Source organism: Lactococcus ileimucosae, from assembly GCF_943193185.1.
GTDB classification, from domain to species: Bacteria; Bacillota; Bacilli; order Lactobacillales; family Streptococcaceae; genus Lactococcus; species Lactococcus ileimucosae.
Window position 1 is genome coordinate 41,881 of the sequence record NZ_CALPDE010000008.1, and the last position, 12,212, is coordinate 54,092.

The following is a 12,212-nucleotide window of genomic DNA, read 5'->3' on the forward strand; positions in this document are numbered from 1 at the left end:
TTTCCCCCTTAATCATATTATTTGTGCGTTACACTTTTCGCCCAGATGTCTCCGATGACTTGCACCAAGAGGACCAGAAGGAGGATAAGCAAGGTTGCGAGGAAGGTCACATCATTAGAGAAACGATTGTAACCATAGGCAATAGCTGTATTTCCTAAACCTCCTGCACCAATGGCTCCAGCCATGGCAGTCAAACCAATCAGAGAGATGATTGTCACTGTGGATACACGAATCAGGCTTCCAAGTTCTTCACGTAGATAGACAGTAAATACAATGTCCCAAAAATTTGCACCCACAGTCTGTGCCGCTTCCACTGTACCTTTGTTCACACCTTCAAGAGCGACTTGAACTTGACGGGCATAAAAGGGAAAGACACCCAAAGTTAGTGGAACTAGCGCTGCTGTGGTCCCAATCTGTGTCCCCACAATTTTTTGAGTAACGGGTGCAATAATCGCAAGTAAAACAATAAAGGGCACAGCACGGAAAATAGAAGTAAATTTATCTAAAAATGAATAAAGTGCCCGGTTGGGTGTTATTCCTTCCTCATTTGTCACAACAAGTGCTACGCCAAAAATCAATCCTAATATGCCACCAAAAAGACCTGACCAAAAGACCATAAAAAGTGTCTCAGTGATTGAGGTTATCCAACCTGTATCACCATGTAAACCGAGTGCTACGACATTAGGAAAATGTTCTGTAAACCATTCTGTCATCTACTTCACCTGCTCTTTCAATACTGTAAATTCAATGTTTTGTTGTGCCAAGTACGCCTTAGCAGCCAAGCGATCTTCTTCTCTTCCTTTCAGAGCGACAACCAAGGAACCAAAACGTGTATTTTGTAAGACCTCAACATTACCATAGAAAATATTAGTCGCAACACCAAATTGACGGGTGATTTCAGACATGGCTGGTTCACCAGATTGATTGCCATAGTAGCTCAGATAGATCAACTCTTCATCTTCTGCAAGGGCGCTAAATGTGTCATTCTCAGTCAGAGAATGGATGAAACGTGACACATTAGAGGTTGTATCGATAAATTGCTGTGTTAAGGCTTCTTTTGGATGGGCAAAGATTTCCAAGAGATTGTTTTGCTCTATAACTTCACCATTTTGCATCACTGCTACCTTATTGGCGATTTCTTTCACAACATTCATTTCGTGGGTGATGAGGACAATAGTAAGTCCCAGACGTTTCTGTAGATCTTTCAACAGATCTAAAATCTGATTGGTCGTTTTGGGGTCCAGAGCTGAGGTTCCCTCATCAGAAATCAAGATTTCTGGGTCATTGGCCAAGGCACGCGCAATAGCAACACGCTGTTTCTGCCCTCCTGAAAGTTGTGCTGGATATTTATCTTCAAATTCTTCCAAGCTCACTAACTTGAGCAGTTCACGAATCTTTTCTTCCTTTTCTTTGTCTTTCAAGGGACTATGTAAAAGAGCAAACTCAATGTTTTCAAAGACTGTCTTTTCATTAAGCAAGTTGAAGTGCTGGAAAATCATACCAATTTTTTGCCGTTCTTTTCTTAACTCAGCTGCTTTGATTTTTGCTTGATCTTTACCGTCTGCCCCAGCCTTGAAAAGAACTTTACCATTGATTTTAACTTCGCCAGAGCTTGGTTTTTGCAAGAGATTAATCGTACGAACAATCGTCGATTTTCCAGCGCCTGAATAGCCAATAATGCCAAAAATATCGCCTCTTTCGATATGGATTGTCGTATTTTTTACAGCATCCACCTTGTTTTTCTTGGTTTCGTAGGAAACACTGATATTATTCAGTTCAATAATTGCCATCTCATTCTCCATTACTGTGATTATTTCAAGTTCAAGTCCCAAGCAGGAATTGTACCTTTTTCAGGATAGAGTTTTGCAAACAAATCTTCTGTTTCTTTTGTTTGATAAGCTTTGACTACATCTTGATAAAGTTTGTTATCCTTGTCTTCTTTCTTGGCTACAATGATGTTGATCCACTGTTTGGAATCCTTATTCAGTGGCTCTGTAGCAATAACTTCTTTGCTTGTTAGACCTGCCGGAACGGAAAAGTCATTGTTTACAACAGCAGCATCAACTGAAGACAATGCTGAAGCAGTTTGCGAACCGTCCAACTCTTTAATGGTCAAGTCTTTCGGATTTTCTGTAATGTCTTTGATTGTCGCTAAAGCACCTGCCTTTGTACTCAACTTAATCAGACCTGCACCTTCCAAAACATGAAGGGCACGGCTTTCATTAGAAGTATCGTTGGGTACAGCGATTGTTCCCTTATTAGGGATATCTTGAACATTCGTATATTTTTTAGAGTAAAGACGGATAGGTGAAATCAGGATATCACCAATAGGTTGTAAGTCAGCCTTGTTGGCTTGATTCCACTCATTAAGGAAAGCATAGTGCTGGAAAGCGTTGATGTCTACATCACCGTTGACTAAGGCAGTATTAGGCTGATTATAATCGGTAAAACGGACAAACTCTAAGTTGATTCCATACTGATCTTTCGCTTTCTTGGCAACAGAATTCCAAATTTCTGTACTTTCTTTCGAACCTGACATAATTCCGACTTTAACCGTTTTATCTGCCACAGCTTCTTTTTTGAAAAATGAGAAATAACCGATAAGGGCGACAACTACTACTGCTACAACTGCAATAACTCTGTTTCTTGTTTTCTTTTTCATAATGACCTCTCCCTTTTATAAAGTGCAATAAATAATCAAAAACAAAAAAATAATCCGCCTCTAAATAATAGAAACGAACTGCCGTGGTACCATTCTAATTCATGTAAAAGATGACAAAAAACCTTCTACACCTTGCTAACTATCTTTGGTAACAAACAAGATTGTTCCAAAAATAATGTGTTCAATAACGAGAACCACTCCGTTGACAGTTTATTCAAAAACTGAACTCACTGCCACGCGATTTCTAGGCCATTTTCAAAGTTTCCGTTAGTCTTGCTCTCACTATCCGCAAGCTCCCTGTGCTAACTTTCACTCCTACTCTCCTAGTCGCTTTTATTTCTTTGTTTTTGACTATGGTTTTATTTTAGCAAATTATTTTCGATTTAGAATTACAAATTTTTAATCACCGCATTTGAAATAATAAAACCTTCATCCGAAGATGAAGGTCAAAGTCCAACATTAGAGGTAGATAATCTTGAACAAAGCGACAGCTGCAAGAGCTGCAAGGATAGGTGCTGTAACAGGTACCCATGAATACCACCATTTGCTCTCCCCTTTATGTTCACCCAAAATTGATTTTGGCAAGAGTGAGTGCAATATACGTGGACCAAGGTCACGTGCTGGGTTCAAACCAGGACCTGTAGGACCACCAAGTGAAGCAACCAACACAAGAACAAGGAAGCCAAGAACAACGTGGCTGATTGCTGAGGATGAAGCTGCTCCTGAGACTGATGCTGCGATTTGTCCTGTAACATCAGCACTTGTTGTATCTGCACCTTGTTTAGCTGCATATTCGGTCATCCATTTGATTGATTCGCTCCCACGATAAAGGTTTGTTAAGCCCATAGCACCAAAGAAGAGCACAAATGACCCAACGAACTCATTCAAGAAGCCATTAATCAAGGCACCTGTATGCGTAGTGATTGTCCCATCATCAACGTTATCGATTGTTGAGAATGTTCCTAAAATAGCATTTGAATTTTCTGTTTTAAGATAGTAAGGACGGTAAACCATTACGACAATCAATTGTCCAAACATCGCTCCAAGAAGTTGAGCGAGGATGTAAAAAGGTACTTGTTCCCAAGGGAAAAGGTTTGATGCTGCAAGTCCAAGCGTAAAGGCTGGGTTGATCTGAGCTGTAATATTTCCTAAAGCTACAGCTGGCAACATTACACCAAGGCCGTAACCCCAAGCGATAATCAGCCAAGATTGGCCAAAGGCTTTTGTGCCTTTGAGTTCAACGTTAGCAACTGCACCATTACCCAAGATAAGCAAAAGTGCAGTGCCAATAAATTCAGTGAGATATTTCACTGTCCATGAATAGTCCATGAATTCCTCCAAATAATAAAAATTAATGACAAAATAAAAACGAGATTAACTCATGTTAAGCTCTTTTGTTATACCTAGACATTATAGCATGTTTTTTTCATTTTCGCTAAAAAGATGCAAATACTTGAAAAGAAAAATTGCTTTGAGAGAAACTTCTTGAAAACCAGCTCGGCGTAAGCGTTTTATATTTTTCCGGCTGTCAAATTTCTTATAAGTCTTACAAAAAAAGGCAAGCAGACGCTTTAGGGCTGCCTCAAAATTTTAGAGCGCGTTACAACTCTCTCTGTTCTCTTTTCAAAAAAATACAAAACGTGCTCAAAGCACGTTTTGTAAAGTTTAATTAGTCAACTTGAGTGATAGTACGGACATGGAAAGCAAACTTGCCACTGTCTGTTACCATAAAACCGCTGTGAGCAGCAACATGCTGAACGGCCTGTTCCATGCTGTCAAACTCTTTGATGACAGTATGTGACTCTGCTTCTCCCATAAAGTTTGGCATTTCTTTTTCCTCATATGAAGAAAGGCCACTGAATTTGAATTTCATAATCATTCTCCTCTATGCTTTGTTCTTCTTAACCCCTCTATTATAGCACTCTTTTTGTTTGATGTTCAAGCAAAGTTATTTTTCTAAATCACACATTCCCTTCTTATGACTAAGAATACTAATAGTGAGCAGTCGAGGGAAAAGGCCTAAAGTTTAAGGCTGGAGAGGAATGAGGAAAGGAAGAAACTTACTTGAATCTTATGTTCTTATTGACTTAAAACTAAAAATAAAGGAAAAATAAGCTATGTTTTCTTGCACAGCTCCGCACGACGACTCAAATAAAATGTCTCGTTTGCTAAGTGTTTTTAAAGATTTGATGTCCATGCGCCGTCTTGGTCGCGGAGGAGCATAGCTGGGGATTGAGGCATGACTACCGTTTTGAGTCCGTTCGCATGATGAAAGAAGTTAAATGAACCAGGTGAATCTACGCCTCCATTCACTACCCAAGGAAAGCTATCGTTATACGGGGTACGTGTCCCACCTCCAGCAGTTACTCGTGAAGCCATCGTTGGAAAAGCTTTGCCTGGGCCCGAAATATTATTGAGTTCAGCTACAGAAAGAGAAAAGGCCTTCTTCTCTCCGTTAGGGTCAACTGTCGCAAAGTCATTTTTCAAAGCAGCCGTAAAGGCTGGGTTTTCAAAGTCTAAAATAAAGGCTCGAGGTTCGCCTACAATTGGTATCCCCACGCCTGGATGAGCACCCCAACTACCAGACCACCACTCACTAATATGTGCATCCGGACCCACTCCAGTAAATTCTTTTTGCACGGGTTGGACCTGACGGCGAACAACGCTTGGCAGATTATCATGCCAGTTCTTCATGTTATTATCTAAAGTTGAACCATTATAGCTGTCTACACCAGCATTGGTATTCCATGCACTATTAATCTGAAAATCAGCAGTTTGTACCAAGTGATTCCCACCGCCCTTGTTTTCAAGATAGCGGTACTGCGTGCCACGCATAGAGAATGTTTGACCCGGTGTCATTTCACCTAGGATTGGCATACCGCTGCGGACTTCATCCACCAGCTGTTTGGCGAGGGCGCTGTGCTCCTCGTTGCTGCCTTCCCACAGGGCTGCCACATCGCCATCTGTGTTGGCAACCATATTGGCAACAGCCTTAATCCCGTAATACAAGTCCCCTCTGAGCCCCCCTATGGCAAGAGTGGCTTGGTCAAGGAGGAAGGATGTCGCTTCCTCTGGGAAGAGCAGATTGGCCCAGTAAGCCCAACCTGTTTGAGGATCCACCACCCAGAAGTTCCCCACACGGTCTTGCACGGGTAAGGCATTCCACTGGCTGAGCAACATGACCGGCTGGTCTTGGAGGACGGTTTGACGAGCCGTGTGTGGCCCGTCTTCTGTATCAGGCGGTGTCCCTAAAATAGAAGTGGCTGTACTGCCGTTGGTCCAGTAGCCATCTGTCCCATTCCCGGGATGAGTGACCCCTGTGGCATCTGCTCCGGCATTGGTTCCGTTGGCGCTGACAGAGGTATCGGCCTCTTCTCCCGACTGGGTCCAGTCACGCCCATCGCCTGCAGCGGCTGTCTTATGGTTGTCGCGGGCACGGTTAAAGGTCGGCATGAAGTAAGGAGCATTCAGCTGACCTGAGCCGTCTGTGGCTGCGCGAGGCTGCCAGCCGACAGTCCAGCGGGCCCGGGCGTTGAAGACGGCACCCGGTCCGACACGTTGGCCGACTGTGTTGCCCGAGGCTTCTGGTGTCCAAGGGGTCCATGTGCCCGTGTCTTCCTTGATGGGTTGTACTGCGTTGCCCTCTGCCACCTCTTGTGGGTCGGCTTGGACCAGAGACTCGCCATTGATTTCCATGTATTCGAGGAGCTTAACGCGCACCAAGATAGGCGCATCACCAAAGTTCTCCGCGAAGACATCCTTGTTGCCTGAGGCGCGGTCAAAGTAGTCGTGCAGGCGGCCGACTTCTTCAAAGTTGACACTGACACTACGGTCATTGATGGCCCGCTGTGTGAAGGAGAACCATGCGAAGGTTCCTGAGATGAGCAGCAGGACCGACAGTATGGCCAAAAGAATTCCTAGTTTTTTTCTGTTTGTTGAGTGCATGTCACACTTCCTCTTTTCTTTTTATGTTCTAAGGGTTAATATAATATTCTTATGCATTTTAGTGCATGATAGGCTAGCGCACGGCAAAAAACGTCCCAGTCATCCGGAACGTTTTGGTGCATGCAGAAAAGAAGGGTAATCTACCGCCTGTTTATGTTTATGTTTATGTGTTGTGTTGTGTTGTGTTGTCTGATTATAAGTCATTGGGGGTGTTTCTCCAAATACAATGGTATCTCTCATTATATTTTAACATGTTACTTAATATTTATGAAATGTTATCATAATGTTTTGTTACATTGCTATTCTTGGAGAAATCGGTTATAAAAAAGCAGCCTTTTCCTACTTTGACCATTCTCTATACGCATTATTAACGGCATATTAAAAGCTATTGTCATCATCGCACCTAAAGCTGCTTACGATAAACGTCAGCCTCTATAAGGATTGACCAAGCTTCTTATTAGACAATATTCGATTGGTGAAAAGCAGGCGAGCTGCTTTTCTGTTATAATAGGCTGTAGATGATGTACCGAAAGGAAGATACTGCATGAAATTTAATCACTTTTCTATCGTTGAAAAAACATTTGATGAACAGTTGCTCGAACTGGACCACCTTGGCTTTACCTGGTCTGTTTTCTGGGAAGAAAAGAAAATACTCAAAGACTTTTTGACTGTTTCTCCTGTGGAAAGCGAGGGACTCCAAGCGACATCTACAAACTCTTTCCAAGATTTTCTTGCTTCTGATCAAGAACTGACATGGGATATCTTTTGGACCATCAGCTTACAGCTGCTTGGCTTTGTTCCTCATTTTGAATTTCAGGTAGACCAAGCAGAAAAATTTGCAAAATCAATAAATATCCCTATGCTGAACGAGGAGAATCTTGACAGTGAAGCTCTTATCCGAACACTTTACCTTCTTCTGTGCAGCCGCTGTAAAAACGGTATGACACTTGTTGAACACTGGGTGTCCGAAGGTCTTCTTCCCCTAAGTAACACTTATCATTTTTTCAATGACAAGTCTCTCGCAACCTTTGATACTGCACAATTGATTCGTGAAACAGTTTGGGTAGAGTCAAAGGTTGATACTTATAATACGGGAAAATTTGACTTGATTAAGGTTCAAATTATCCGCCCGACATTTGAAGACAAGCTTCCCGCTGTTATGACCGCCAGCCCTTATCACTTAGGAATAAATGAAATTGCTAATGACAAGCAGTTGCATGACATGAATATCCCCTTGGATGAGAAGCCTTCTGGCAACATTAGTGTTGAAACTCAACTCCCCACCCTTCCTGATTATGAACAAGAAGTAACTCCGAAAGCTCAAACAGAAGCCTTGACACAAAAATTTACACATGGTTGGACTTACTCACTTAATGACTATTTCTTAGCACGCGGTTTCGCCTCTATCTATGTAGCAGGTGTTGGTACAATGGACTCGGATGGCTTTCAAACTTCTGGTGACTACCAGCAGATTTATAGCATGACAGCGGTCATCGACTGGCTAAACGGCCGCACTCGTGCCTTCATCTCACGTGATAGAGCACAGGAAGTTACCGCTGACTGGGCCAATGGCAAGGTAGCCATGACTGGAAAATCTTATCTGGGAACAATGGCATACGGTGCCGCGACTACAGGTATTGATGGTTTAGAAGTCATCGTGGCAGAAGCCGGCATCACCTCTTGGTACAACTATTATCGTGAAAATGGTCTAGTTCGTTCACCCGGCGGATATCCTGGCGAAGACCTGGATGTCTTAGCGGCCCTTACTTATTCACGTAATCTTCAGGGCGCTGACTTTCTTGCTGCCAATGCGCAATATGAAAAGCAGCTTTCACAGATGCTTGAAGCACTTGACCGTACGACCGGAGACTATAACCAATATTGGCACGACCGCAACTACCTGCCACATGCTGAAAAAACCAAGGCAGATGTTCTTATCGTCCATGGCTTGCAAGATTGGAATGTAACGCCTGATCACGCCTACCATTTTTGGCGAGCGCTTCCTAAAGATGTAACTAAACATGCTTTCTTGCATCGCGGAGCCCATATTTATATGAATAACTGGCAGTCTATTGACTTTAGTGAAACTATAAACAGTTATTTCACAGCTAAACTTCTGAACAGAGCACTTACTCTAGATTTACCACCAGTTGTCTTGCAAGAAAATGGCAAAGCACAGAGCTGGATTGGTCTCCAAGACTGGACAGAAAAAGAAACTGTAACATTGCCACTGGGGAAAACAGCTGCTTCTATCCTAAAGTTTGAAAATCATTATGATGAAAAGACTTTCGATGCTTACAGTAAAAACTTCCAAAACTTCAAGAAGGACTTGTTTGAAGGCAAGGGCCAAGCTGCTCTTGTAGATTTAGAGCTTTCTGAAGCTATGCTGCTTAGCGGACAGATCCAACTGGACCTTAAAGTAAAAGTTAACGACAGTAAGGCAATTCTTTCGGCACAACTTCTTGACTTCGGCTCAAAAAAACGCCTGTCCGACCAAGCCCAAAACTTGGACTTGAAAGCCCTAGACCGTGGTCGGAACTTCATGCTGGAAAATCTGATGGAAATTCCTTTGACAGATAGTCCTTATCAACTTGTAACAAAAGGTTTCCTCAATCTTCAAAACCGGGAAGACCTCCTCACTGTTAATCCTGTACCCGAAAATGAATGGATAACTTTCAGCCTTAAGCTACAGCCAACAATCTATCAATTCGAAAAAGGGGACAAACTTCGTCTCTTGCTTTATAGCACTGACTTCGAGCATACTGTCCGCGACAACCGGGAAGTAACCTATGAAGTTGACCTTGGTTCCTCTAAGATTATTTTCCCTGTCTCTTCGAAATAACTCTATAAAACAAAGCCTTTGCTGAAATAAGCAAGGCTTTTTTATCTGAATAAAATTTTTAACCCCAGACAAGAAGATAAATGTCACAGTCACTTGTCTATATCAGTTTGAAACGTCACAGAAATGTTATAAAATAGTTATAAATATATCATCATATTGCAATCAAACACTTACTCCAATCAAGAAAATATTCAGACAGTCAAAATGGCTAGAATGTAGGAAGAAAAACACATGTCAGGCAGTCTCCTACAGACTTTTTCAAAATTTTTATATTGAAGCTCTTGCATTAGAGGAGACTAAAAACAACAAAAGTGAAAGCAACCTGCATTATGTAGGAGGTACTTATGAAAAAGTTAAAAAAGAAGCAGCTCCCTATCACTAAAATCTTATTCACTTACCTGGCTATTTCTAAAATCATGTACTGGTATGAAACTATCACGACTATGAATGGACTGGACTTGAGTAGCACTGCTCAAAAATTTTTGGAGCGCTTTATAAGCCGAGATCTGTTACTTATCATCGGTGTTATTCTGTTTTATTATTTTGAAAAAATTATTTTTAACAAAAAAAGTCAAAAAGAAACGTTGAAACAACACATTATGTACTATGTATCGGGCTATCTCTCTATGATTGCTGTTTTACTATTTTTAATGCTTTTTGCTTGGCAAGGCTATGATAGAAGCCTTTGGATGGGAACACTTGTTGATGGAACTCTGGGCTACATTGTTATTATGATTGCTTTGAATGTCAAGGACTACTTCAAGTCTAAAAAAGAAAAAGCAGACCGAGATACTGTTAATCGTCCCGAAGACAGTATAGCCATGTTACATGCTTTGTTAGATAAAGGAATCTTAAGTCAGGAAGAATTTGAGGAGAAATGTCAAAAAATCGAAAATGAAACCTGAACTTTTTATCTAGTTAAAACTTGACCAGCTGTTCCTCTCTTTACTGTACACACATAAAACACCATTTTTAGAAAAAAATAACCGAAAGTAGGACTGTAAAAATGAAAAAACTAAAACATATACTGCGCCCTGCCCTCATGCTGCTTCTTGCAGCGCTTTCTCTCACAGCTTTTATTACACCAAGAGCGCCAGATTCGCCTCTGACCTCAGCTGCATGGGACACTGTGGAGTTTATGTCAACTGAACCACGGATGATTTTTTCGCCAGAACATCTAAGGCGTACAGAAAATCATATTGTTCAGCGCTTGGAAGATGCAGGGTTACCTGTAATGGTGACCGAACATGACTTGGTTCCAGAAGATAGTATCTTAGGTGCAGACAGGTTAAAACTTTGGGTGGAGAATCTAGGTTTTTCCCCTGACGTGATCGAATCAACCTCTACGCGGAATATCTATTCTTACATTCCGGGCACTTCCGACAAATTTGTGATTTTTAACGCACATTATGACAGTTTCCCAGATAGTCCAGGAGCGGCTGACAACGCTACCTCTGTGGCAGCTCTTTTGGAATCATTTATTGATTTTCATCAGCGGGGAGAAAAACCTGAAGTCGGGATACAAGTCCTTTTCTCTGATGGTCATGAGTTCGGCTTTGGTGCAGGACAGTTTGTCAAAGAACATCCTGATTTGTTAGAAAATACTATTTTTGCTTTAAATTTTGATGTCGTAGGTAATGGGCCAATCCTTCCTATAGGCGGTGCCAATGAGTTTTCCAATCAATTTTTCAAGGCAGTCTCTAACCCTACAGGTTTTTCTGTCCTAGCTGATGCGCACCCTCTAGATGAAAGATTTTTTGCAAAAGCTGACATACCTGCCATGTCGCTTGTCAACTTTACTAGACCATGGCACTACCACGTTCCCAGCGATGTTATTGAAAACCTCTCTCCTGGAACTGTTACACACTCTATAGATGTCATGTCTAGACTCATGGAACAAGTTTCGCAAACAGAGTGGGCAGAGGATTTTGAAGCTGAAGCACCTACCACTCACTTTATGCTGGCTTACCATGTTTTCATCCAATATGGCGGAGTTGTAAGAAGTCTAATTTCTCTCCTCGCGATAGTTTCTCTTATCGGCTTAATCCTACTCAAACGTCAAGAACTGCAAATCAGTCTAAAAGGAATTTTCACTTCCATTGCTGGGGTCGTGCTGCTGTTGATACTCTATGCTGGAATTTCCGTGGGTGCTTTTATGCTCTTCTTTAGGACAGTGGATCATCACCCCTATTTAATCATTAGTGGTCTTTTGCTGGCAGTTCTTCTCCCTCTTGCCTCCTATTTTTATCTCAAAAGACTGGCTCGTTTTATACAGTATGAAACATTTGCCGTTAGCATAGCTGGAGTTTTTCTCGCTTTGGGGCTTGCCCAAGCAGTATTAATGCCAGGTACAGAGTACTTCTCACTCCTACCTGTACTATTAATAGCTGCAAGACTTTTACTTCCACAAAATAAGATATTGTACTATGTTTCTGGCGTCTTACTCGGGCTACTGTATCTTCCGCTACTGTTTATCATGACTTTCGTCTTAGGTATGGCTCTACCAATACCAGCTTTGTACTATGTCTTGTTTATCATCCTATTTTACGTGTTGGCTAAAAATTATCCTAAAAGTACACCCTCATGAACCTGTATAGCTTTAGGTAAGAGAAGCCCATCATTAAAACTCCGATTCTTAAATGAAACATCGGAGTTTTTTTCATAGAAAATAGATAGTTTTACTGATATGAACTCTCATCTTGGAAATAATGTTATATCATCTAAGAGAAGGCAAAGAAAGTTCCCTCTCCAAGTCCCCCTTCC

9 protein-coding genes are annotated in these 12,212 nt (G+C 41.7%); 3 read left to right on the forward strand and 6 right to left on the reverse strand.

The features are described from left to right. Positions 1 to 17: 17 nt before the first annotated feature. The 6 genes from NFR51_RS05075 to NFR51_RS05100 form a co-directional block, all read right to left on the reverse strand. Entirely contained in the window at positions 18 to 713 is a 696-nt protein-coding gene (locus NFR51_RS05075) for a methionine ABC transporter permease (protein WP_251712631.1), read from the reverse strand. Beyond that, on the reverse strand, positions 714 to 1,790 hold the full coding sequence (locus NFR51_RS05080; protein WP_251712632.1) for a methionine ABC transporter ATP-binding protein: 1,077 nt from the start codon (positions 1,788 to 1,790) through the stop codon (positions 714 to 716). It lies immediately after the preceding gene. Positions 1,791 to 1,810: 20 nt separating this feature from the next. Next, the gene (locus NFR51_RS05085) at positions 1,811 to 2,662 is read right to left on the reverse strand and encodes a MetQ/NlpA family ABC transporter substrate-binding protein (RefSeq protein ID WP_251712633.1); all 852 of its coding nucleotides are present in this window, start codon (positions 2,660 to 2,662) and stop codon (positions 1,811 to 1,813) included. A gap of 459 nt (positions 2,663 to 3,121) precedes the next feature. Further along, positions 3,122 to 3,991: an aquaglyceroporin Gla gene (gene gla, locus NFR51_RS05090; protein WP_251712634.1), complete on the reverse strand. Its 870-nt coding sequence runs from the start codon at positions 3,989 to 3,991 to the stop codon at positions 3,122 to 3,124. 340 nt (positions 3,992 to 4,331) lie between these two features. Continuing rightward, the gene (locus tag NFR51_RS05095) at positions 4,332 to 4,535 is read right to left on the reverse strand and encodes a hypothetical protein (RefSeq protein ID WP_202229806.1); all 204 of its coding nucleotides are present in this window, start codon (positions 4,533 to 4,535) and stop codon (positions 4,332 to 4,334) included. Positions 4,536 to 4,840: 305 nt separating this feature from the next. Beyond that, the gene (locus tag NFR51_RS05100; protein ID WP_251712635.1) at positions 4,841 to 6,607 is read right to left on the reverse strand and encodes a hypothetical protein; all 1,767 of its coding nucleotides are present in this window, start codon (positions 6,605 to 6,607) and stop codon (positions 4,841 to 4,843) included. Between the two features lie 544 nt (positions 6,608 to 7,151). Here NFR51_RS05100 and NFR51_RS05105 point away from each other — a divergent pair. From NFR51_RS05105 to NFR51_RS05115, 3 genes are all read left to right on the forward strand, one after another. After that, the gene (locus NFR51_RS05105; RefSeq protein ID WP_251712636.1) at positions 7,152 to 9,449 is read left to right on the forward strand and encodes a Xaa-Pro dipeptidyl-peptidase; all 2,298 of its coding nucleotides are present in this window, start codon (positions 7,152 to 7,154) and stop codon (positions 9,447 to 9,449) included. A 344-nt stretch (positions 9,450 to 9,793) separates the two neighbouring features. After that, positions 9,794 to 10,354 carry an SHOCT domain-containing protein gene (locus NFR51_RS05110; protein WP_251712638.1) on the forward strand — a complete coding sequence of 187 codons (561 nt, stop codon included), beginning with the start codon at positions 9,794 to 9,796 and terminating at the stop codon, positions 10,352 to 10,354. Positions 10,355 to 10,455: 101 nt separating this feature from the next. Next, positions 10,456 to 12,036, forward strand: a complete 1,581-nt coding sequence (locus NFR51_RS05115; protein ID WP_251712639.1) for a M28 family metallopeptidase — start codon at positions 10,456 to 10,458, stop codon at positions 12,034 to 12,036. Positions 12,037 to 12,212: the final 176 nt, after the last annotated feature.

Coding starts and splice junctions, on each gene's coding strand:
- NFR51_RS05075 (WP_251712631.1), bottom strand. CDS start 713: ATGACAGAATGGTTTACAGAACATTTTCCTAATGTCGTAGCACTCGGT.
- NFR51_RS05080 (WP_251712632.1), bottom strand. CDS start 1,790: ATGGCAATTATTGAACTGAATAATATCAGTGTTTCCTACGAAACCAAG.
- NFR51_RS05085 (WP_251712633.1), bottom strand. CDS start 2,662: ATGAAAAAGAAAACAAGAAACAGAGTTATTGCAGTTGTAGCAGTAGTA.
- gla (WP_251712634.1), bottom strand. CDS start 3,991: ATGGACTATTCATGGACAGTGAAATATCTCACTGAATTTATTGGCACT.
- NFR51_RS05095 (WP_202229806.1), bottom strand. CDS start 4,535: ATGAAATTCAAATTCAGTGGCCTTTCTTCATATGAGGAAAAAGAAATG.
- NFR51_RS05100 (WP_251712635.1), bottom strand. CDS start 6,607: ATGCACTCAACAAACAGAAAAAAACTAGGAATTCTTTTGGCCATACTG.
- NFR51_RS05105 (WP_251712636.1), top strand. CDS start 7,152: ATGAAATTTAATCACTTTTCTATCGTTGAAAAAACATTTGATGAACAG.
- NFR51_RS05110 (WP_251712638.1), top strand. CDS start 9,794: ATGAAAAAGTTAAAAAAGAAGCAGCTCCCTATCACTAAAATCTTATTC.
- NFR51_RS05115 (WP_251712639.1), top strand. CDS start 10,456: ATGAAAAAACTAAAACATATACTGCGCCCTGCCCTCATGCTGCTTCTT.